Origin of the sequence: Bradyrhizobium sp., assembly GCF_050014615.1 — a bacterium.
Classification (GTDB): Bacteria; Pseudomonadota; Alphaproteobacteria; order Rhizobiales; family Xanthobacteraceae; genus Bradyrhizobium.
The window spans coordinates 16,467-37,687 of the sequence record NZ_JBEKCZ010000022.1 but is presented as its reverse complement, the minus strand read 5'-3'; the positions used below and the strand labels follow the sequence as shown (position 1 = coordinate 37,687).

General features: G+C 61.2%; 24 protein-coding genes, 1 tRNA gene and 2 pseudogenes. 13 read left to right on the top strand and 14 right to left on the bottom strand.

Going from position 1 to position 21,221, the window contains the following annotated elements; translation table 11 throughout:
- Positions 1-193: 193 nt before the first annotated feature.
- Positions 194-730, top strand: a complete 537-nt coding sequence (locus ABR948_RS05935; RefSeq protein WP_428114551.1) for a hypothetical protein — start codon at positions 194-196, stop codon at positions 728-730.
- 310 nt (positions 731-1,040) lie between these two features.
- On the opposite strand, the gene ABR948_RS05930 is transcribed toward ABR948_RS05935, so the two are convergent.
- On the bottom strand, positions 1,041-1,298 hold the full coding sequence (locus ABR948_RS05930; protein ID WP_428114549.1) for a hypothetical protein: 258 nt from the start codon (positions 1,296-1,298) through the stop codon (positions 1,041-1,043).
- Between the two features lie 113 nt (positions 1,299-1,411).
- Positions 1,412-2,038 carry a hypothetical protein gene (locus tag ABR948_RS05925; protein ID WP_428114546.1) on the bottom strand — a complete coding sequence of 209 codons (627 nt, stop codon included), beginning with the start codon at positions 2,036-2,038 and terminating at the stop codon, positions 1,412-1,414.
- Between ABR948_RS05925 and ABR948_RS05920 the strand changes: the two genes are divergently transcribed.
- On the top strand, positions 2,037-2,822 hold the full coding sequence (locus ABR948_RS05920) for a D-alanyl-D-alanine carboxypeptidase family protein (RefSeq protein WP_428114544.1): 786 nt from the start codon (positions 2,037-2,039) through the stop codon (positions 2,820-2,822). The genes ABR948_RS05925 and ABR948_RS05920 overlap by 2 nt on opposite strands.
- A 170-nt stretch (positions 2,823-2,992) precedes the next feature.
- Positions 2,993-3,349, top strand: coding sequence for a hypothetical protein (locus ABR948_RS05915; RefSeq protein ID WP_428114541.1), 357 nt, complete (start codon positions 2,993-2,995; stop codon positions 3,347-3,349).
- 42 nt (positions 3,350-3,391) lie between these two features.
- On the opposite strand, the gene ABR948_RS05910 is transcribed toward ABR948_RS05915, so the two are convergent.
- From ABR948_RS05910 to ABR948_RS05900, 3 genes and pseudogenes are all read right to left on the bottom strand, one after another.
- On the bottom strand, positions 3,392-3,910 hold the full coding sequence (locus ABR948_RS05910; RefSeq protein WP_428114539.1) for a hypothetical protein: 519 nt from the start codon (positions 3,908-3,910) through the stop codon (positions 3,392-3,394).
- A 111-nt stretch (positions 3,911-4,021) separates the two neighbouring features.
- Positions 4,022-4,087: pseudogene (locus tag ABR948_RS05905) on the bottom strand (DUF3734 domain-containing protein); the annotation flags it as partial.
- Positions 4,088-4,491: 404 nt separating this feature from the next.
- Complete coding sequence (locus ABR948_RS05900) at positions 4,492-4,683, bottom strand: DUF2934 domain-containing protein (RefSeq protein WP_428114537.1); 192 nt, start codon at positions 4,681-4,683, stop codon at positions 4,492-4,494.
- Between the two features lie 313 nt (positions 4,684-4,996).
- Between ABR948_RS05900 and ABR948_RS05895 the strand changes: the two genes are divergently transcribed.
- Positions 4,997-5,209 carry a hypothetical protein gene (locus ABR948_RS05895; protein WP_428114535.1) on the top strand — a complete coding sequence of 71 codons (213 nt, stop codon included), beginning with the start codon at positions 4,997-4,999 and terminating at the stop codon, positions 5,207-5,209.
- 425 nt (positions 5,210-5,634) lie between these two features.
- On the opposite strand, the gene ABR948_RS05890 is transcribed toward ABR948_RS05895, so the two are convergent.
- Positions 5,635-5,892, bottom strand: a complete 258-nt coding sequence (locus ABR948_RS05890) for a hypothetical protein (protein WP_428114532.1) — start codon at positions 5,890-5,892, stop codon at positions 5,635-5,637.
- A gap of 242 nt (positions 5,893-6,134) precedes the next feature.
- On the opposite strand from ABR948_RS05890, the gene ABR948_RS05885 reads away from it, so the two are divergent.
- Both ABR948_RS05885 and ABR948_RS05880 read left to right on the top strand, forming a co-directional pair.
- Positions 6,135-6,314, top strand: a complete 180-nt coding sequence (locus ABR948_RS05885; RefSeq protein ID WP_428114531.1) for a hypothetical protein — start codon at positions 6,135-6,137, stop codon at positions 6,312-6,314.
- Between the two features lie 173 nt (positions 6,315-6,487).
- Positions 6,488-6,700 (top strand): hypothetical protein, encoded by a 213-nt coding sequence (locus ABR948_RS05880; protein WP_428114530.1) that lies wholly within the window; start codon positions 6,488-6,490, stop codon positions 6,698-6,700.
- Between the two features lie 288 nt (positions 6,701-6,988).
- Here the strand turns inward: ABR948_RS05880 and ABR948_RS05875 are convergent.
- Together ABR948_RS05875 and ABR948_RS05870 are read right to left on the bottom strand one after the other, a co-directional pair.
- Positions 6,989-7,062 (bottom strand) — tRNA-Cys (locus ABR948_RS05875).
- Between the two features lie 54 nt (positions 7,063-7,116).
- Positions 7,117-7,848: a tRNA-uridine aminocarboxypropyltransferase gene (locus ABR948_RS05870; protein WP_428114528.1), complete on the bottom strand. Its 732-nt coding sequence runs from the start codon at positions 7,846-7,848 to the stop codon at positions 7,117-7,119.
- Positions 7,849-8,015: 167 nt separating this feature from the next.
- On the opposite strand from ABR948_RS05870, the gene ABR948_RS05865 reads away from it, so the two are divergent.
- The 4 genes from ABR948_RS05865 to ABR948_RS05850 all read left to right on the top strand — a co-directional run bounded on the left by ABR948_RS05865 (position 8,016) and on the right by ABR948_RS05850 (position 12,688).
- On the top strand, positions 8,016-9,329 hold the full coding sequence (locus ABR948_RS05865) for an NAD(P)/FAD-dependent oxidoreductase (protein ID WP_428114527.1): 1,314 nt from the start codon (positions 8,016-8,018) through the stop codon (positions 9,327-9,329).
- Positions 9,330-9,331: 2 nt separating this feature from the next.
- Positions 9,332-10,240, top strand: a complete 909-nt coding sequence (locus ABR948_RS05860) for a DUF1365 domain-containing protein (RefSeq protein WP_428114526.1) — start codon at positions 9,332-9,334, stop codon at positions 10,238-10,240.
- A 71-nt stretch (positions 10,241-10,311) separates the two neighbouring features.
- Positions 10,312-11,541, top strand: coding sequence for a class I SAM-dependent methyltransferase (locus ABR948_RS05855; RefSeq protein WP_428114524.1), 1,230 nt, complete (start codon positions 10,312-10,314; stop codon positions 11,539-11,541).
- 109 nt (positions 11,542-11,650) lie between these two features.
- The gene (locus tag ABR948_RS05850; protein ID WP_428114523.1) at positions 11,651-12,688 is read left to right on the top strand and encodes a cysteine synthase A; all 1,038 of its coding nucleotides are present in this window, start codon (positions 11,651-11,653) and stop codon (positions 12,686-12,688) included.
- Between the two features lie 60 nt (positions 12,689-12,748).
- Here ABR948_RS05850 and ABR948_RS05845 read toward each other — a convergent pair whose 3' ends face one another.
- Complete coding sequence (locus tag ABR948_RS05845; RefSeq protein WP_428114556.1) at positions 12,749-13,276, bottom strand: DUF805 domain-containing protein; 528 nt, start codon at positions 13,274-13,276, stop codon at positions 12,749-12,751.
- A 103-nt stretch (positions 13,277-13,379) separates the two neighbouring features.
- Between ABR948_RS05845 and ABR948_RS05840 the strand changes: the two are divergent.
- Positions 13,380-13,577: pseudogene (locus ABR948_RS05840) on the top strand (cysteine synthase A); the annotation flags it as partial.
- Positions 13,578-13,623: 46 nt separating this feature from the next.
- On the opposite strand, the gene ABR948_RS05835 reads toward ABR948_RS05840, so the two are convergent.
- The 5 genes from ABR948_RS05835 to ABR948_RS05815 are packed head-to-tail and all read right to left on the bottom strand — an operon-like array spanning position 13,624 to position 18,727.
- Positions 13,624-14,196: an NMCC_0638 family (lipo)protein gene (locus tag ABR948_RS05835; protein ID WP_428114522.1), complete on the bottom strand. Its 573-nt coding sequence runs from the start codon at positions 14,194-14,196 to the stop codon at positions 13,624-13,626.
- Positions 14,197-14,216: 20 nt separating this feature from the next.
- Positions 14,217-14,957 (bottom strand): amino acid ABC transporter ATP-binding protein, encoded by a 741-nt coding sequence (locus tag ABR948_RS05830; protein WP_428114554.1) that lies wholly within the window; start codon positions 14,955-14,957, stop codon positions 14,217-14,219.
- 10 nt (positions 14,958-14,967) lie between these two features.
- Entirely contained in the window at positions 14,968-16,491 is a 1,524-nt protein-coding gene (locus ABR948_RS05825; RefSeq protein ID WP_428114521.1) for an amino acid ABC transporter permease, read from the bottom strand.
- The gene (locus ABR948_RS05820) at positions 16,488-17,693 is read right to left on the bottom strand and encodes an amino acid ABC transporter permease (RefSeq protein ID WP_428114519.1); all 1,206 of its coding nucleotides are present in this window, start codon (positions 17,691-17,693) and stop codon (positions 16,488-16,490) included. Before ABR948_RS05820 ends, ABR948_RS05825 begins: the two co-directional genes overlap by 4 nt.
- Before the next feature lie 17 nt (positions 17,694-17,710).
- Positions 17,711-18,727: an amino acid ABC transporter substrate-binding protein gene (locus ABR948_RS05815; RefSeq protein WP_428114518.1), complete on the bottom strand. Its 1,017-nt coding sequence runs from the start codon at positions 18,725-18,727 to the stop codon at positions 17,711-17,713.
- 345 nt (positions 18,728-19,072) lie between these two features.
- Here ABR948_RS05815 and metC point away from each other — a divergent pair, with 345 nt between their 5' ends.
- The gene (metC, locus tag ABR948_RS05810) at positions 19,073-20,269 is read left to right on the top strand and encodes a cystathionine beta-lyase (protein ID WP_428114517.1); all 1,197 of its coding nucleotides are present in this window, start codon (positions 19,073-19,075) and stop codon (positions 20,267-20,269) included.
- Positions 20,270-20,336: 67 nt separating this feature from the next.
- On the top strand, positions 20,337-21,218 hold the full coding sequence (gene yghU, locus ABR948_RS05805; protein ID WP_428114515.1) for a glutathione-dependent disulfide-bond oxidoreductase: 882 nt from the start codon (positions 20,337-20,339) through the stop codon (positions 21,216-21,218).
- Positions 21,219-21,221: the final 3 nt, after the last annotated feature.

Sequence of the window (21,221 nt, the reverse complement as noted above, 5' to 3'; positions counted from 1 at the left end):
ATCGGATATCTCAGCCCTGTTGAGTTCGAGCGCAAGGTGGGATTAGCTTAACCAGCCGTCCATCAAACCGGCAGCAGCTCACTCCCCGACTCTAGGAAGGACACTCGCGCTTGTGAATTAGAACGCTGCGACGACAGCCCGCTCCCACCGTGGTTGGATCCGGGCCGCTCCATAACCAAAGTCAGGACTGGAAATGAAGCGATTGATATTCGCCGGCATGCTGGTGCTGATCACCACGGCCGCCCATGCACAGGCCTACACGACCCTGGGTCCCGCTGGCGCCGGGGGCTACCGAAGCGGCGCTCAGGGTGACAACCACGGCACCACCCCGGTCGCATTTGCGAAGAGCGTGGTTTCCAAGCGCGGCTCTCAGACCTTTGCGACTGTGAGCTATCCGGACAAAACCTTGATCGTCGAGTTCCGGCTCGAGCCTTACTCAGCCGGCAAAGCAACCGCGGTCCGGGCTTTTGGCGAGATAACAAAAAAAATCGCTCAAGGCGCGTTCAGCCGATTCCCGAACATCAAGAGCGTCCAGCTCGTTGGCAACCTCGCACTGCGCGACAAGCACGGCAACGATACGGTTGACCGCGCCGTCATCGCAAAGTTTTCGAAAGTGAAGGCGGCGACTATCAATTGGGAAAACGTCGACCCCGCCAACATCGTCGAGATCGCCGATACGCACTGGATCTTGCCTGAGTTATTGGGCGCCGAAAATTCATCTGTAAAATGACCGGGCGCGGATCTGAGTCCGTGACAGATACGCTCTCACCGCAATTCAAGATTTTGGCGACGTTTGGTCAGTTCGGTTGAGCAACTGCTTCTTGATACAGAAGTCCGGACCTCCGCCCCTCGGTCCTCTTCCCGTGCACTGCCACTCAGGTCCAAAGCCTGAGGGTCGCTGCCAATCGGGGGGTTTTAAACTTATGTACAGGATGCCGACCAGAGCGCCGATGAGTATGACGATAGACGCGATGTCAGCGCGCGGCGACTTGCTTTTCTGCTGAGGCTCGTTCTTCATGGCTTGTGTTTCCCATCGGCGTTCAAGGGCAAATGTGCTCGCCGTTGTGCCAATAGCAGGCTGAACCTTGATGGTAGGCGTAAAAATGGCCGCCGCGCTGATAGGCGTGGATGTCGCCATTCCGGCCCACCGCGACCGCGCCATCCCGCGTGACGGCCACAGTTCCGAGGTGGCCGGTGCAGCCGGTACCGTATGCGTTGCTGAAGCAGGTGAATGCATTCGCGCTGGAAACGCTGAAGAGTACACCGAGGGTTGCAACGACAAGAGCTGTCTTGTTCATGATGGAGCGCCTTGTTTCCAATAGTCGAATGAATGGGCGTGTCGGTTCGACATCTGACCCCAGCGGGCAAGGATGAACTTATGGCGAAGAGAGACCGGGCACCGTGATCCGGATCACTTGCGGGCATCGCGCGCCATAGCGTGCCCCCCGTTGAATCGCGAAAACGGCACGTTGCAATTAGGCAACAGTCGCGCTTGAAAATTGAATATCCGGCGTTTCCGCCATTGCTTGTCCACATCGTGACTCCAAAGATAACCCGCGTCACATGCTTGGCTATGCGATCCGGCCCGATTGGAGACGGTGATCATGAACCCGCGGTTGGTAGCAACGATATCGTTGTGCCGGGATGTCGCTTTACCGGTTTCGGTTCTGGTGTGGCTGGTTGCGTTTGGCTCCGGCGCGGCGCCGATCGTGGACCGCTTCGCGCCCGTTCTGATGGCTGACGCCAAGACGGCCGAAGTCAAGACAGCCGACGCCAGGATTGCCGGCACCATGGTTGCCGGCACACTCCAGCCGATGGCGTTCGCTACCGCTGATGTCGCGACGGCCAGCAGATCGATAACCGAGACACCGGCAGCCAAGACATCTGCGACGGAGACACCTGCAACGGACGCACCTGCCGCCGACGCAACAACGCCGGCCTCGCCGGAGCCGGCACCGATCGTTACAGCCGCGTTGACCGATTCATCGGAAACGCCGCGGCCTGAAGCATCGCCGGAGCCGGCGACCAACCTGAGCATGGCTACGCCGGAGCCGAACGAAGCCAATCGGGCCGTCGGCTCAACCGAAGTGACCGACGAATGTTTCGCCGCGGATTCGTGCATCGATCGTTATCTTTGGGCGCTTTACCAACGCACGTCCAAGGAAGACAGCGTCAAAATCCAGGAGCAGAGACAAGTTACCGTCAGGAAAAAGGGCCGACTGGTAACTGTCACCAAGACCTTTACGACACTCGCCGATGAGGACTTCGCGTGGAAGGATCCCAAGGCCGCCGAACACGCAGGGATGCCGATGCCGGACTATGTGATCGGCGGCATGGATCGGGATTTCAAGCTGAAGCTCGTTCATCTGCTTCATGCGGCCGAGCAAGCGGGCCTGTCGCCCGGCATCACCAGCGCATTCCGCGACGACTATCGCCAATCGATTGCCAGCGGCCTCAAGGCCGCCAACGACAGATCCTATCATGGCGGCAGTTCCCGTGGCGGCTATGGCCACGGACTTGCGGCAGATATCGTGAGCGTCAACGGCGCGACACGGGCGCAGCGGTTGATTTCCAGTCAAACGCTCTGGAGTTGGGTCGATGCCCACGGCAAGGAATTTGGAATCGGAAGGCCTTATCTCGATAGAGATCCCCCGCACATGGCACCGATCGACGGCAAGGAATATGCCGCTCACCATCCCGGAATGAAAGCGCGGCAGGCGGGATCGGCAGCGAAGCCGCGCAATAAGCTCGCTTCGCGAACCGATCACAGCGAGGCGAAACGCACGAGAACGGCGAGATCGTCGAAGATGGGAACGACCTGACCAGCGAAAGGGCGCCGACCGGAGCCCGCTCGAATAGCCCCTCCCCGACTCCAGGAAGGCCGCTGGTGAATCCGGATTGGCCGGGCTAGTCTGTCTGCCGGGCCGATCGGTGCCAGCAGAAGACCTGCCGTTCCGTATTTAAGCCGCAGTGTCCAAATCTGATGGTTGCCATGCGCGCGCTTGTAGTGCTGCTGATCTGTTCCACGCTCGCGGCGTGCGCCGCTCCCGCGGAGTTGCCGCTCTGGAAACCCTACGCCCCGCCGTCCGCTCCGACAACGACCGCCGTAAGCGACGGGATCAAGAGAGCCGTGGCGGAAGAAAAGGTCAGCAACCCGCTGGAGATATCCGCCCTGCGCCAGACCGACCATGGTCTGGGCGCCTTTGTCGTATGCCTGCGAGGCGCGGGATCGGCATCCGGCCGGCGTACCACCTATGCCGCGTTCTTTGATAACAATGATTACAAGGGGTCGCGAATGTCGGTCCTGATAGACGACTGTGAAAAGCAGGATTATCAGCCGTTCCCCTGAAAGCTGGTTTTGTTTGGATCGCCGCCTCCGGCGTAGTTCACCCTATTTGACCAGCTTCTCGGACATGATCGGCCGGACGCCGACACCGAGCGTCGGCCCCTCGAACGCCACCGCGCCCTTGACCTCGATCTCATAATAGCCGCCGAACCTGATGGTCCCCTGCTGCGCCGTCACCACGAGTCTCAGCCTTTGCCGGGAGGTGAAATCGCCATCGGTATGATTGCGCGCGAGATCGCCTTGCGAGACGATTGTGTTATGCGATGTGAGCTTGTCGTCGTCGGTATAGAAGTCGAAGTTCATCGTTTGGCGCAGCGGCGAGCCGAACAGGCCCATCTCTTCGAAGGCCATGTCGACGTCGATATGGCCCGGACCAGCGAAGAAAAAGAACGTGTGACCCCGTCCGGAATTGTCGACATTGCCGCGATTTATTCCCGGCCCGAGCGGCGCCGGATGGTCGGGGTCAGTCGACTGCGCCGAGGCGCCGCTCAGCAGGCAAAGCGTTGTGAAAATCGCAAGAGCCACCTTCGCGCGCTTGCGTCGTACGACTTCCGGGATAGCCATCCGCGCCGCCTCCAGACCAAGAGGGTATGCTACCAGAACGTGCGATGCGATAAAAGGCAGCTTGCGGAGGATTTCGCCGGGAGCGTTCCGATCCCGCGGACGCGCGGCGACGCGGCCGCTTTGCCAATGCTGGCGCATCGACGTCGCGGAAAATTCGTGATCCCTGGGAGCGCCCTCATAGGTCTTCGCCGCTCCCGTTTTCTAGCTTGGTTGATCCACATCAACGCTCCGGAGCATTTTCCAAGTATGATATGTTCATACCGAGCGGGCGGCCTAAATCCCGTTGCGGTTGGCGGGGGCGCCTCAGACTCCTAGGCACTCCAAGGCTCCCCGTCAGTAGAAGAGGCCGCCGACCAGGGCGGCCTCTTTCATTTCGGGAGCGGCCCAGGATTTAATTGGCTTGCTCGTCCGTGTCGGCGTCGCGCATCAAGCGAGACAGCTAGCATGTGGCGATATCGCCGCCTTGCTCCGTCGCTCGTTGACGAACGGCGATGCCTCATCGATATCGCGAACCCGCCAAGCGCTCAGAGTTTGGCCACGCGCATTTTTTGCAGCGTTGCCCGCTTTCCCGAATCGAGCGGCTACAAACTTATTGCTGGTACCATGGTGGTTTCGGAATCGACGATGCGCTCCGGCACATCCTGCTCGGCATGATGCTGCAGATCCCGCTCTGCAAGGTGCCAGAAATCTTCTTCGCACCCCGCCGGCTTTCCGGCCTGCTCCCAAAGTTCGTAGGCGCGGATGCGAATCTGTTCGTCGGTCGGATATGCCATCGGAAGACCCCTTGAATGAAGCAGAGCTCCGCCGAGCCAATCCGCACACTCCACCCAAAGATTTCGGCAGTTTGATGGTGCCCGCCCGGTAATGCCGCTGGAGAGTCCGCAATACGCCAGCTCCCGGTGCGCTGTCTCCGCAGGTTTAATGGTTAGCGGTGTTCTAATTCGCAGGTGGCCGTTGTGCGTGGTTGAATTTAGTCGGCCTTCAAACTTCCCGGCTATAAAGCGCTGGCAAATTTGACGTGGCTAGACCGGCGCTGCCATTTGACCAATGGCTTGAACCGGCCGCCTCAGGGGGCGTGTTTGCAAGATGGCCAGCGGCATATGGACCACCGAATATTTCATCTGCACCGATTGCGGGATGAGTTACACCGCGATCAAGGAGCAGCATCCAGACCATCATTCCGGCAGTTTCGAATGCAAGGTTTGCGGCTCCGTGGTCCACGCCTGGGCCGGTTTTTATGATTTCTTCGACTGGAGTTCCGCCAAGACGGCGTCACCGGTGTTCGGGAAAAAGAGGTGACCGACAAGGGTCCCCAACCGCACGTCCTCTAAATTTAGGGTCCCAACCAGTTCGCCAACAAAGTCCGGGCGCGGGCTCAGGGTCCGCGCCAGCGATTACCGCTTGGGGTCCCGCGGCTCGGTAGCGGGATTGGCCGACGGGAATATGGTCTCGTAGATCGCGCGGGCCTCTCGAATGAGACGGGACCGCTCAAGCTCGGATTTCGGGATTAATCGGACGACTTCGCCCATTTGCGCTCCTGGACAGGATTTCGGGACGTTCGACGCGAACTCAGTTACGAACACAGGCGGACATAGTTGCAGACATAGCTTCAAACATAGTTGCCGACTTAGATGCGAACATCGTGCCAGTTGTCAGCTCGCGGCGAGAAGGCCATGCGGTGCTCGCATGGATGGAACCGAATCCGAAAGCGTCAGCCCGTGTTTTTACTGCTCGAACACCGCCCGGCAGGCGTCGCTGAGATTGGCCTTCTGCCGCCGCAGACATGCGGTGATCGCCCGGACGTTCGGAATCTCGCCGGCGCACAGACGATAGACATCGGGCGTGCAGGCCCTCTTCTGCTCCGGCGTCGCGATATCAGCTCGCGCGAAGGCGGTTGTGGCGAGCGCGAGACATAGACCGAGCGCCGACGCCATGCTGGCGCGGCTCGCCGAGGTCCGGGATCTCGTGGCGTCTGGTTTCATGGCGTCATCCTCCTGGTCATGCCTGCGCATCGGCAGCGCCCGGCACATACGCGAAAGATCATCTGCCAAATGTGATTTGCCTCACCTTTGAGCGTGGCCGGAACGTCTAGACCTCATCGCAAGGGGCAAGAGATCATTAACCATGTCGACCGCGATCAGCGGATCGATACAATTTGAGCGACCTGCTCAACCCCGAAATAATGGAACTCTGAGACGCTACGCGCTCGAACCTGGAGAGCGCGATGAGCGAAGCTGAATTCGACCGATTGCTGGACGCCGTGCGAACGGCGGTCGAGCCCGCTCCGCAGGAGGATCTCCCGACTACCTTGCCGATGTTCGATGCGCCGCCGACCCCCGCCAATGACAATCAGATGGCCTGGCCGCTCATTCCATTCCCCGAAGGCTGGTACGCCACCTGCTGAGGCTGCGCTGCCTGCGGGACGACCGGCCGCACCTCGCGCGATCAAAAAAGCGTCAACCTTGGCATACCATTGGCATGCCGATGTTTCTTGTTTCCCGACGTTTCGAGCGCATGAATTAGCTTGCAGCGGTATCTTGTTCCGGTAGCCATTCGCAAACCCCGGACGGAAGCTGCATGCCTGCAAACAAGCCAAGCGAGGCCGATCTGGCCTGGAAGGCGGCTCAAGCCGCCCTCGACGCTGCCCGCCAATTGCCGGCCGGCGTCGAGCGCTTCGAAGCCCTGAAAAAGGCCGGCAAGCTTCGGCTTGAAGCCGACAGGCAGCGAACGACTGAAATTGGACCGGATGAAGCTGGCCCGGGCAAGCGCGGCATGTGTCCGAACGATTAGCCGACGGTTTTTGGCCCAAGATCTCCAGAAATGACCGCCGCAGCCGGGTAAGTGCGGCGGCCAAGTTTGGAGGAGAACGCTCTGTCGAAAGAACCGGGATCGGCCCCCTCTGCAGGGCGGAATTTTCCATGCATGTTTCGGGCCGCCAGCCGATCAGACCGTTAAGCGAAGCCGGGTCCGGCCGCGGTTCCGGGTGACCCGGATTAGCTTCCCAGGCGCCCTGCAAGCGCCGCCCATGCAGCTAACGCAGTTTCTTCCGAGTGCTATTCAAGAGATTGATTATATTGATGGAGGCCACGACCAGAATTGAACTGGTGTACACGGTTTTGCAGACCGTTGCGTAACCACTCCGCCACGTGGCCCCATGGGGCGAAACTCATATACGCCCTGCCGGACATAGGCAACCAACGGCCTGATCAGGCGCGTTTGCGGCGGCGGTAATCCCGCTTCGGCTTCGGTTTGGGCGCGAGTTCGGGCAGCACGCTTTGCGCCTCGCGATATCTGGCCAGCATCCGCTCAAAACTGTCGTGCAGCGTCGTGGTGATGTCCGGCCGCTTTTCGAGGCTGCCGAGCAGCATCGCCGCCGCCTCGATGGTGGACAGGCCGTCGCGGCGCGGCTCGCGGCGCAATGGCCCGTAGCGTGACGGGCGCGGCGGCCCGAGAATCACGCGCTGGCATTTCAGCATCCACGCATTGCGCCACCACAGCGCCTTGGCCTGGCTCCAGGTGCCGTCGAGCAGCACGATGCCTTCGATGTCTTTCAGGATGGCGCGTTGATTGTCCTCGATCTCGCCCTTGCGGTTGATGGCGACGATATCGCGGTCGGTCTCGAGATCGGCGACCTTGGCGGACCCCAGATAGAGCACCGCCCAGCGCGAGGGATCGTGGACCGGTCGCCCCAGCGCCTTGGACAGGCTCGGCCACGACAATCCGATTTTCAGCACCGCATTGGCAAAATGCAGCGCGGTCAGCCGCGCCGTGCCAAGCGCCCTGTCCTGCTCCTGCGGATGCTGCAGGATCAGCAGCGAGACACGGCTTTCGATCGGCGTGATGCTGTCGCAAATGCACAGCGGCAACGGCTTTTGGCAGCGCGGACAGTCCGGTATCGCCGCCGCGGTGCCGGTGTCAGGCTCGGATTGTTTTGACATGCGACCGCTATACGCTGCGCGGCGGCGCGCTTCAACAACTCAAGGCCGGTCGCGGCCCATTTTGCGGCTGCCGCGATCACCCCGGACCGGGATCGCGCGCCACCACCCCCTGCTGAAACTTCACGCGCAAGGCCCCGTATCTGGTGCGTCAAGCAACGGGGGCTGGAATGCGCGTGGCGGTTATCGGGACCGGAATTGCCGGCAATGCGGCCGCCTGGACCTTGTCCGGGCGTTACCCTGTAACGGTCTATGATCGCGAAATCAGGCCCGGCGGCCACAGCCACACCGTCACCATCGACTATGACGGCACCCCGCTGGCGGTCGATATCGGCTTCATCGTTTACAACGAACTCAATTACCCGGATCTGACCGCGCTGTTCGACCATCTGGAGGTCGAGACCGTGGAAAGCTGCATGAGCTTTGCGGTCAGCGCCGACGCCGGACGCTTCGAGTGGAAGGGCGGCGGAGCCAATTGGCGTGAAACCGCCGGCGGCTTGTTCGCGCAGGCCCGAAACCTGCTTTCACCGTCCTATCTGTGGATGCTGCGCGACATCCTCACATTCAATACAAAAAGCGTCGAAGACTATGCCTTAGGCCGGCTGGCCGGGCTCACCCTCGGTGAATATTTCAGCCTGCGCAAATTCGCGCCCCGGCTGTTGACCGATTATCTCGGGCCGATGGGGGCGGCGATCTGGTCGGCGCCGGCCGACGAGATGCTGGATTTTCCGGCCGAAAATTTCGTCGCCTTCTTCAACAACCATCGCCTGCTGCAATATAATCGCCCGGTCTGGCGCACCGTCCAAGGCGGCAGCCAGCGCTATGTCGAAAAGATGACCGCGGCGTTTCGGGATCAGCTTCGGCTGGGCTGCGCCGTGACATCGATCGAGCGCACATCGCATGGCGTCATCGTCCATGACAGTCACGGCAGAAGCGACAGCTACGACCATGTGGTGATCGCGTCGCACAGCGATCAGGCGTTGGCGATGCTGTCCGACGCCGACGGCCGGGAACGCGCCATCCTCGGTGCCATCGGCTACGCCCCCAACACCGTCTACCTGCATCGCGATCCCAGGTTGATGCCGAAACGCCGGCGAGCCTGGGCGTCGTGGAATTTTCTGCGCTGGCGGCGCGAGGGAACAGCCGAAAACGACGTCGCCGTGACTTACTGGATGAACCAGTTGCAAGGCATCGACCGGGACAAGCCCCTGTTCGTCAGCCTCAACCCTCCGTTCGAGCCGGATCCGGCGCTCACCTTCGGCAGGTATATCTGCGAGCATCCGCAGTATAACGCCGCCGCTTTCGCGGCCCAGAAGCGGCTGGACGAAATTCAGGGCCGGCGTCACACCTGGTTTTGCGGCGCCTGGACCGGATATGGTTTCCACGAGGACGGATTGCGATCCGGCCTCGCCGTGGCGCAAGCGCTGGGCGCCACAGTGCCGTGGCGCGAACCACCGCCCGAACTCGCGCAAGCCGCGGAGTAACCATGCCCGGTCAAATCGCCACAGCCGAAGCGCATCATCACGGGGTTGAGGCCGCCGCGCTTTACTTCGGCGAGGTGATGCATGCCCGCCTGAAGCCGATGGGACATCGCTTCAATTACCGGGTGATGAGCCTGCTGATCGACCTCGACCGGCTCGAAGCCGCGGACCGCCAATCGCCGCTGTTCGGCGTGAACCGGGCCGCGCTCTACAGTTTCAACGAGGCCGATCACGGCGATCGCGACGGGTCAAGCTTGCGCGCCTACGCGCAGCGTTGCGCCGCCGAGCGCGGCATCGACCTCAGCGGCGGGCGCGTGCTGCTAATGTGCTATCCCCGGCTGCTTGGCTATACCTTCAACCCGCTGTCGGTCTATTTTTGCTACCAGGCCAGCGGCGGGCTTGCGCTGTTGATCTATGAGGTCCGCAACACCTTCGGCGATATCCACGCCTACGCGCTCGCGGTGAAGCCGGACGAGATCAGCCATGCCGGCGTCAGGCAACAGCAGGACAAGCTGTTTTACGTCTCGCCCTTTATCGCGATGGCGATGCGCTATCATTTCCGGGTCTCCCCGCCGGCCGACGACGTCAAACTGCGTATTCTCGAGACCGACCATGAGGGCCCCATGCTCGCCGCGACCTTCCACGGCCGCCGCCGCGCCTTGACCACGGCGGCGCTGTTGCGCTCGTTGTTCGCGCTGCCGCTCGTCACCTTCAAGATCGTCGCGGCGATTCACTGGGAAGCGTTGCGACTTTGGCTAAAAGGCGCGCGCCTGGTGCCGCGAGCGAATGCCGCAGCTGCGAAGGCTGCCTTCAATACCGGCTTGGCGATTGGCAAGCGCGCTGATTATACTGCAACGACACGACCTGCCGCCGGGCTGGAGCCAGGATCGCGGAAAAGCATTGTGGTCCGGTGACGATCGGATCCGCGTTCAATCGGTCCACGCCAAGCCCGGACGCAGAGCCACCTCACGCGACGAGTCCGCGAATGTCTGCGCCGATTTCAGTAACACCCGACAATGTCGAGAGAGTGATTTCCGATTTGCCCCGCCTGGTTCGGCTGGCGATTGGATTCGGATCACGGCTGCGGCGCGGGACGCTTGATGTGACCCTTCCCGACCGCCGGACGCTGCGGCTGGGCGGCATGGAACCGGGCCCCTCGGCGGCCATGACGCTGTATAATTACGGTTTTGCGGCACGGCTTCTCAACGGCGGCGATATCGGCATCGCCGAGGCCTATCTGCACGGCGAATGGGATACCCCGGACCTGACGCAATTCCTCTATCTGTTCTGCGTCAATCACGACCTCATTCAGGCGATGCTCGGCGACAAACCGCTGATGCGCTTCGTCCAAAGCGTCCGGCACTGGTTCAATCGCAATACAAGGCGGCAGGCGCGCCGGAACATCTACGCGCATTACGACATCGGCAACGCGTTTTATTCGGCATGGCTCGATCCGAGCATGACCTATTCCTCCGGATTGTTTGAGGACCACACCCCGGATCTGACCGCCGCGCAGAACAACAAATACCGCAGGCTTGCCGAAGCGATCGATCTGCAGCCCGGCCAGAAACTGCTGGAGATCGGGTGCGGATGGGGCGGCTTTGCCGAATTTGCCGCCAAGACCTTCGGCGCCAAGGTGGTCGGGCTTACGATCAGCAAAGAGCAACGCGATTTTGCGCAAAAGCGGATTCAGGACGCCGGCCTCACCGAAAAGGTCGAGATCCGCCTGCAGGACTATCGCGACGAGCGCGACCGCTATGATCGGATCGCCTCCATCGAAATGATCGAGGCGGTGGGCGAGCAGTTCTGGCCCAAATATTTTTCGCAGTTGCGTGACCGGCTCCTGCCCGGCGGCCTCGCCGGCATCCAGGCCATTACCATCCAGGACAGCCTGTTCCAGACCTATCGCCGCGAAGTCGACTTCATCCAGCGCTATGTTTTTCCCGGCGGCATGCTGCCCTCGCCGCAGATACTCAAATCGCTGGGCGAACGGTTCGGTGTTCCCGTTATTCGGGAACGCATTTTCGGGCAAGATTATGCCAAGACGCTCGCGATCTGGCGAAGCAATTTCCGCGCGGCCTGGCCGAACCTGACGCCATCGGGTTTCGACGACCGGTTCCGGCGGCTGTGGGAATACTACCTCGCTTATTGCGAAGCCGGATTCCTGTCGGGAAATATCGACGTTCGCCAGGTGGTGTTCGCAAAATCGGGCTGACGGCGCCTCCCCCCTTCAAATCCGCTCGCCTGCGTCGTCGGCTTGTGCGCCCGGCGGCGGTCCACTAGGGTCGCAGGGCGATTTGAGCAACAACCGGCAATTTCCGCAGATGACCATCAACAACGACGTCGTTGAAGCGATCGGCAATACGCCACTGATCAAGCTGAAGCGCGCGTCCGAACAGACCGGCTGCACCATTCTGGGCAAGGCCGAGTTCATGAATCCCGGCCAATCCGTCAAGGATCGCGCCGCGCTGTTTATCATCCGCGATGCCATCAAGCGCGGCAAATTGTGGCCGGGCGGCGCGGTGGTCGAGGGCACTGCCGGCAATACCGGGATCGGACTGGCGCTGGTCGCCAATGCGCTGGGCTACCGCACCGTGATCGTGATCCCGAATACGCAGAGCCAGGAAAAGAAGGACATGCTGCGGCTGTGCGGCGCACAGCTGATCGAAGTCCCCGCGGTGCCCTACTCCAACCCCAACAATTACGTGAAGCTGTCGGGCCGTCTCGCCGAGCAGCTTGCGAAAACCGAATCGAACGGCGCGATCTGGGCCAACCAGTTCGACAATATCGCCAACCGCGAGGCTCACATTGAAACCACGGCGCCGGAGATCTGGGAGCAGACCAACGGCAAGGTCGACGGCTTCGTGGCGTCGGTCGGCTCGGGCGGCACCCTGGCCGGGGTCTCGATCGGCCTGAAGAAGATGAATCCGAAAATTCGCGTCGTGCTGGCCGATCCCATGGGCTCGGCGCTCTACAATTACTACAAGCACGGCGTCCTCAAATCGGAGGGCTCCTCGATCACCGAAGGTATCGGTCAGGGTCGCGTGACCGCCAACCTCGAGGGCGCGGTCATCGACGACGCCTATCAGATCAGTGACGAGGAAGCCGTGCCGATCATCTTCGACCTGCTCGAACATGAGGGGCTTTGTCTCGGCGGCTCAACCGGCATCAACATTGCCGGCGCCATTCGGTTGGCCAAAGAACTTGGACCGGGCCATACCATCGTAACGGTGTTGTGCGACTATGGAACCCGCTACCAGTCAAAGCTGTTCAACCCGGATTTCATGCGCTCCAAGAACCTGCCGGTGCCGGACTGGCTGGAGCAGCGCAGCACGATCAGCGTGCCGTACGAGAAGGTGTGAACCCGGCCGAGCCGGTCTTAAAATGCTCGCCTAAAATGCTCGCTTGGTTAAAATGCTCGCTTAAAATGCTCGCTTGCCAAATCCCGGTCCCGCCCCGCGAACGATGCGCGCCACCGACGCGGCACCGGTCCGCGGTGACGGCAGATCCGGCCTTCCGGGTGTCGCACCGAACGTCGGGTCTTGGTAGTCACCAGCTGGCCAGAATAGCAGAGCCAGCAGCATCCCCAGATTGAGCAGTGCACCGACAATCGTGGCATGGTGCTCGTGTCCGATCGCCCAGGCCGGGATTTGGCCCGCGACAAGCCTGTCGACGATCAGGATCGCGATCCACGCCGGAATAACGCAGACCGGATCCCATCCGATATCCCGCATCCGCATCGACTGCAGCGTGAAGCTCGCGCCGATCGCGACAATCATGGGCCGGCCCATCAAATCCTCGCGCGAAAGCGGTCGTCCCGGATTATGATAATAGGCAAAACCGGCGATGACGACACAGATGGCGGTCATCACAACCGCCAGCCCGACCGAGGCCAGAAAGTAATGCAGCCGGCCGAGGCGAGCGTTGAAACCGAAGATGAAGCCCAACATCGATAGCTCCCTGTGTCGGGTCAAGAAGCCATCAATTGCTTTCGGAGCGATGAACGGGCGCCAATGCACGCGGTTTATGGTTTCCGGCAACCTTCCTGGATGATTAAAGCTCACCGGAGCCGTTCGTTTGGCCAAAGAGCCCGGCCCCCCGGGCCACACCATCGCAACGGTGCTGTGCGACAACGGAAGCCGCTACCAATCGAAGCTGTTCAATTCGGATTCCATGCGCTCCAAGAACCTGCCAGTACCGGACTGGCTGGCGCAAAAGACAGCGATGCAGGTGCCGTACGAGAAGGCGTGATCTCTTCCATCATTCCTGCAAACGCTCCGCGGCAGCGGCTGCTTCGTTATTGAAGCTTGATCTGGCGCACCAGGCGCACCTCCACTCTGTTCGAGGCGTTCGTCACGAAGGCCATCAGCGTCTCGGCCGGTTTGCCGGGGCCACGATCGAGAACCCATTGATAGACCTGGGTGGGAGAGCCCCCAACCTCGGCGTTTTGCGGCGGCGACTGCCTCAGACTGGCCCCGGATTGCGTCGCCGCCCATGCGGCAAGCTGCAGGGAAAAAGCGGCAAGAAAATCAGGCGCCGAATTATCCGCCTTGCGTATCGCGCAGGTATGATAAGGCGGCATCTCAATCGTCAGAACATATCGACCGCGCGCGGTATTCTGAATCCATCCCTGTCCCGGATCGGTGCCGAGCAACTTACGAACAATATCGTCGGGCATGACGGCGAGCTGCTTTTCGGCGGCGAATTGCCGAACCGCGGCGTCGTCCGGGAATTTTCCGAGGCACACGCCGGCGAACATGTCGATCAGTTCGGCCGCGGCCGGCTCGACGGCGCGAACCGGCGTGGCACCGAGCGCAACGAGAGCGGCGAGCGCGAGGCCCCCGAGACGTGAGATGAGGCGATGACCCATGTATGGTCCTCCCTAAAAACTCACCGCAAAATCTGACTGAGAAACAGCTTGGTCCGTGCGTGCTGCGGATTGGCGAAGAAATTCGCCGGCGTGTTGGCTTCGATAATCTGCCCGGCGTCCATGAAGACGATGCGATCAGCCACTTCCCTGGCAAATCCCATTTCATGGGTAACGACGAGCATGGTCATGCCTTCATTGGCCAGATCGACCATGGTGTCGAGCACTTCCTTGACCATTTCGGGATCCAGCGCCGAGGTCGGTTCATCGAACAACATGACCTTCGGGTTCATGGTCAAGGCACGCGCGATCGCCACGCGTTGCTGCTGACCGCCCGACATCTGGCCTGGATACTTGTTGGCCTGCTGCGGGATCTTGACGCGTTCCAGATATTTCATCGCCGCGGCTTCGGCATCCTTCTTCGGAATATTGCGCACCCAGATCGGCGCCAGTGTGCAGTTCTCCAGCACGGTCAGATGCGGAAACAGATTGAAACTCTGGAACACCATGCCGACCTCGCGCCGGACGTCATCGACGCGGCGCAAATTCGGTCCGAGTTCGATACCGTCGACTACGATCCGGCCTTCCTGAAATTCCTCAAGCGCGTTGATACAGCGGATCAGCGTCGATTTGCCCGAGCCCGAAGGACCGCAGATCACGATGCGCTCGCCTTTCGCCACATCGAGATCGATGTCACGCAGCACGTGAAAATCGCCGAACCATTTGTTGAGGCCGGCGATGCCGACGATCGGATTTGAAGTCATGGTCATCTACTCAATTTTTCCGGTGCGCATTCAGCCGATGCTCGACGAACAGCGAATAGCGGGACATTGCAAAGCAGAAAGTGAAATAGATCAATCCGGTGAAGGCAAACCCGGTGAACAGCGTCGTGGGCGTGGCCCAGACCGGATCGGCGAAAGACGCCCGCAACTGTCCGAGCAAATCGAAAATTGCCACGATCGAGACCAGCGAGGTGTCCTTGAACAGGCCGATGAAGCTGTTGACGAGGCCGGGAATGACGTGCCGCAACGCCTGCGGCATCACGATCAGCGCGGTCGTCTTTCCCCAGGACAGGCCCAGCGCGCTCGCCGCCTCGCCCTGCCCGCGCGGGATCGCCATCAGCCCGCCCCGGATCACTTCCGCATTATAGGCGCCGGCGAACAGCGCGACGCCGATCAGCACCCGCATCAGTCCGTCGATCGTGAAGCCCGCCGGAACGAACAGCGGCAGCATATAGGTCGCGAAAAACAGCACGGTGATCAGCGGGACGCCGCGCCAGAGTTCGATGAACGTCACCGAGAAAATCCGGATCAATGGAATGGTCGAGCGCCGCCCCAACGCCAATGCGATGCCGACCGGCATCGAGGCGACGATGCCCGTCACCGACACCACCAGCGTGATCAGAAGGCCGCCCCAGACCCTGGTATCGACGATCGGCAACCCGCCACGGTCCAACCCCATCACCGCGATCACGACGCCGATGCCGGCAAAGACCGCGAGGCTGACGATGAGGGAACGCCATCCGGTGCGAAAGCTGCCGTTCAACACAAACAACAGGATCGAAACGACAGAAGCGGTGACCGCGAAGTCGGTCCAGAGCGGACGACCCGATGCCTGGATCTGATCGCGCAGCCAGATCAACGGCCAAATCACATAGGAAACCGCGATGCCGAACAGGACGACAAGTTTCCCGAACCATACCAGAAGCGATCCAATCACCGCGAGCGTCTCGCCAGAGCTGGCCACGTTGCGGCCGGCATTGCCGATGCTGTCTGCAAATCCGGACAAAAGGCCAGCGGTCCAGCTGATGCCGAAGCCGGCCAGACCGCCGCCGTGCAGCAGGAAATACGCGAGGATCGGAAAGGCGATGAAGAACAGCCCGGCGTTGAGGCTCTTGGCCGGCAGACGCGGTATCAACAGCGGCAACAGCAGCAATGCGGCCAGAACGAATGTCAGATCGACCCGCCAACGCTCCGGCTCGGGGTAAAACCCGTAGACGAATTGGGCGAATTTCGCCTGCACATAGGGCCAGCACGCGCCGACCACGTGTCCCGCATTCTCCGCCAGACACGCGTTGCGGTCGGTGCCGCGCCAGACCGCATCGACCAGCAGGAATTTGACGGCCGGAATGACGGTAACCCACAGCAAGAGGATGCTCACAATGGTGAGCAGGATGTTGGTCGGCGTATTGAGCAAGCGGGTGCGCAGGAATCCGACCATGCCCGTGGTCTTGATCGGCGCCGGGCGCTCGGGGACCAGTTGCTGGCGCACGAATGACGATGCGGCGACATCACTCATGCGCGCAGACTCCGGCCGATCCGCCACCCGTAGAAACTCATGATCGCGCTGGTCACCAGCGAGATCAGCAGATACACGCCCATCGTGATCGCGATGATTTCAATCGCCTGGCCGGTCTGGCTGAGCGTCGTTCCCGCAAACACCGAAAACAGATCGGGATAGCCGATCGCTACCGCGAGCGACGAATTCTTGGTCAGATTCAGGTACTGGTTGGTCAGCGGCGGCAGAATGACACGCAACGCCTGCGGCACCACGATCAGCCGCAATGTCGAACCGCGGGTCAGGCCGAGCGATGCCCCTGCCTCCATCTGTCCCTGATGCACCGACTGAATGCCGGCGCGCACGATCTCGGCAATGAATGCCGCCGTATAGATCGACAGCGCCAGCGTCAGCGCCACGAATTCCGGAATGACGCGCGAGCCCCCGAAAAAATTGAAACCCTTGAGTTCGGGTACTTCAAACGTGACGGGCGCACCGAATACCAGCGCGGCCAGCGATGGCAGGCCAATCAGCAAACCAACGGTGTATGGCCATACCGTGATCAGCCGGCCACTTTCGAACAGCGCCCGGCGCGCATAAACCCGCAACAGCCACGCCACCACGATCGCAACCAGGATCGCGAGCGCGAACGGCTCCAGACCGGCAGCGGCGAGCGGCTTTGGAATGACCAAACCGCGGTTGCTGAGGAAGAAACGGCCAAACAGCGAGATGCTTTGCCGCGGGTTCGGCAGCACGCCGAGAACGGCGAGATACCAGAACAGGATCTGGAACAATACCGGCAGATTGCGCACCAGTTCGACATAGCCGCCGGAGATGCGCGACAGCAGCCAGTTCGGCGACAGCCGGCCCAGCCCGACCAGAAATCCGATCACGGTGGCGAAAAAGATGCCGATGATCGCGACCAGCAGCGTGTTGAGCAACCCCACCAGAAACACGCGGGTATAGGTATCGGACCCGGAATACGGGATCAGGTTTTGGCTGACGTCAAAGCCGGCCGTGTTCGACAAAAATCCGAAGCCCGAGGTGATCCGCTGCGATTCCAGGTTGGCCCGGGCGTTAGCCACGATCTCGTAGCCAATCCAGACCAGGGCCGCGACGAATAGAATCTGCAGGACAAATCCACCCCACCCCGCGCGCCCGCCGAGCGCGTGCCGCAACCTGGCAACAAACTGCAGCGGTGGCGGACGGGGCTCGATGGTCATCGCCGCAGGCGCTGTGATCAGCGGATCGGCGGCGCGTACTGAATTCCGCCCTTGTTCCAGAGCTGGTTGAGCCCGCGGGCGATCCCGAGTTTTGAACCGGCGCCCACGTTACGATCGAACGATTCTCCGTAATTGCCGACCGCCTTGACGATCCGGATCACCCAATCCTTGGTCAGGCCGAGCTGTTCGCCGAGATTGCCGTCGGTACCGAAGGCCCGCTTCAGCTCCGGCTTGTCCGATTTCGCCATGTCGTCGACGTTCTTTTGGGTCACGCCGAGTTCTTCGGCATCCACCATCGCAAACAGCACCCACTTGACCAGATCGAACCATTGATCGTCGCCATGGCGCACCATCGGACCGAGCGGCTCCTTCGAAATCACCTCGGGAAGCACCGCATGATCGGCCGGATTGGCCAGCTTCAGACGTTCGGCATAGAGCCCCGAAACATCTGTCGTATAGACGTCACAACGGCCGGATTCATAGGCCTTGACGGTCTCGTCGGCGGTCGCGAACGCGATGACCTCATACTTCATGTTGTTGCCTTTGAAGTAGTCGGCGAGGTTCTGTTCGGTGGTCGTGCCGGTTTGTACGCAAACCGAGGCGCTGTTCAGTTCCAGCGCGGAATTGACCTTGAGGGATTTCTTCACCAGGAAACCCTGACCGTCATAATAGGTCACGCCGGTAAAATTGGCACCGAGCGAGGTATCGCGGGAGAGCGTCCAGGTCGTATTGCGGGAGAGAACGTCGATTTCGCCGGATTGGAGAGCCGTGAAGCGATCCTTGGCCGACAACGGAACGAACTTGACCTTGGTCGGATCATTGAAGATGGCGGCAGCAACCGCGCGACAGACATCGACGTCGAGGCCGGTCCAGTTACCCTTGTCGTCGGGGGCCGAAAAGCCCGGCAGGCCCTGGCTGACGCCGCAGGATACCATGCCTCGGTCCTTGACCGTCTTGAGCGTTTGCGCGGCGGCAGGCTGCGTCGAAAGACCAGCGGCAACAGCGAGGGCGAAGACCAGCGATACGCGTTTCATGGCAAAGCCTTTCAAGGGTCGCAAGGGATCGTCTTGGAACGGAGGCATATCATCGCCTGCGCCGATGGGGCCGCCCCGACAATCCCACCAGTGCAAACGCCAGGCCAAACAGCCAGTTTGACGCGCAGTCCGGTCAAGCGATGGATCGACGGTCGCGGCAAGCCCCTCAACGTGCAGCGACGGAATAACTGCCGTGCATCACAGAACGACTGAGCAGCCGGGTCAAGGGGTTGACGCGCCTCTTCCCTGTCCTGTTATTAACAGACCCAGCCGGAATCCGCCGCTTCGCTGGGCTTTCAAGTGACGCCGCGGCCGGGCAAGAAATATTTTGGTGGCGGCAGGCAGATGAATTCTCCAGGGAACGAAGGACCGACCAAGCCACTCAAGGTGGAAACCGCGCTGGTGACGGCCGGTCGTGATACCGCGGCCCAGAAAGGATTCGTCAATCCGCCGGTGGTCCATGGTTCCACGGTGCTTTATCCGACGGCGGAGGATCTGCATGCCCATCGCGGCGAATTCCGCTATGGCCGCCACGGAACGCCGACCACCAAGGCATTGCAGCAGGCGTTGATGGCGCTCGAAGGCCCGGCCTGTGCGGGCGTTGGTCTTGCGCCCTCGGGCCTGTCGGCGATCACCACGACCCTGCTCGCGGTGCTGAAGTCCGGCGATCATCTGCTGGTGTGTGACAACGTCTACCGGCCCTCGCGCAATTTTTGCAACGGTTTGCTGGCCGGCTTCGGCGTCGAGACCAGCTATTTCGATCCCCTGATCGGCGCCGGCATCGACGCCTTGTTCAAGCCCAACACCAAAGCCGTGCTCATCGAAGCGCCGGGATCGCAATCGTTCGAAATGCCCGATATTCCAGCCATCGCCTCCGTCGCGCATGCGCGCGGCGCGCTTGTGATCGATGACAACACATGGGCGACCCCGCTGTTTCACCGCTCGCTCGACCATGGCGTCGATATCAGCATCCAGGCCGCGACCAAATATATCGGCGGACATTCCGACATCATGTTCGGCACGGTCTCGGCCAATGCCAAGGCCTGGCCGACGCTTGTCGAGGCGATCCAGATGCTCGGCGTCTGCGCCGGCCCGGATGACGTATTCCTGGCGATACGCGGTCTGCGCACGCTCGCGGTGCGGCTCGCCCAGCATCACCGGTCCGGGCTGGAAATGGCGCGATGGCTGGCGGCGCGGCCCGAGGTGATCCAGGTGTTGCACCCGGCCCTGGAAAGCGATCCGGGCCATGCGATCTGGAAACGGGATTTTACCGGCGCCTCCGGCCTGTTCAGTATTATTCTGAAGCCGGCGCCGCAGAAGTCCGTCGATGCGCTGCTTGACGCGGTAAGGTTGTTCGGGATGGGCTATTCATGGGGCGGCTTCGAGAGCCTTGTCATTCCATTCGACTGCGCATCCTACCGCACGGCCTCGAAATGGGCGCCGGGCGGTCCGGCGCTCCGGCTCCATATCGGACTGGAGAATGTCGAAGATCTCAAAGCCGATCTTGCGTGCGGGTTTGAAGCGTTCAACGCGGCCCACTAGATATCCTTAGATATCCTTGGAATTGTTCGCGGCTGACGAACCCGTCAGGCGCCCGGAGCCACAAGCCATGACCGACCCATCCGTCTACACACCCCCCAAAATCTGGAGCTGGAACAAGGACAGCGGAGGCAGGTTCGCGAGCATCAACCGCCCGATCGCCGGGCCAACGCACGACAAGGAGCTGCCGGTCGGCCGCCATCCGCTGCAGCTTTATTCGCTGGCCACGCCGAACGGTGTGAAGGTCACGGTGATGCTGGAAGAACTGCTGGCGCTTGGCCATCGCGGCGCGGAGTACGATGCGTGGCTGATCCGGATCGACGGCAATCAGTTCGGCAGCGGCTTCGTGGCGGTGAACCCGAACTCCAAGATACCGGCGCTGATGGATCACAGCGGACCGACGCCGATCCGGATATTTGAATCCGGCGCGATCCTGGTGCATCTCGCCGAGAAGTTCGGTGCGCTGCTGCCGACGGATTCCAGGCGTGCCGAATGCCTGTCATGGTTGTTCTGGCAGATGGGCGCCGCGCCCTATCTCGGCGGCGGATTTGGCCATTTCTATGCCTACGCGCCGACCAAGATCGAATATGCCATCGATCGGTTCGCGATGGAGGTGAAACGCCAGCTCGACGTGCTGGACCGGCGCCTCGCGGACAACGCCTTTCTGGCCGGTGACGAGTACTCTATCGCGGATATCGCGGTCTGGCCCTGGTACGGCGGACTCGCAAAAGGCCTGCTCTATGAAGCGGGCGAATTCCTGCAGGTGCAGGAGTACAAAAACCTGCAGCGCTGGACCGACGCCATCGCCCAACGCCCGGCGGTGCGCAGGGGACGCATGGTCAACCGGACCTGGGGCGACCCCGCCAGTCAGCTACACGAACGTCACGACGCCAGTGATTTTGAGACCAAGACGCAGGACAAGCTTGAAGAGAAGCTTTCCGCGCCGGGTTGACGG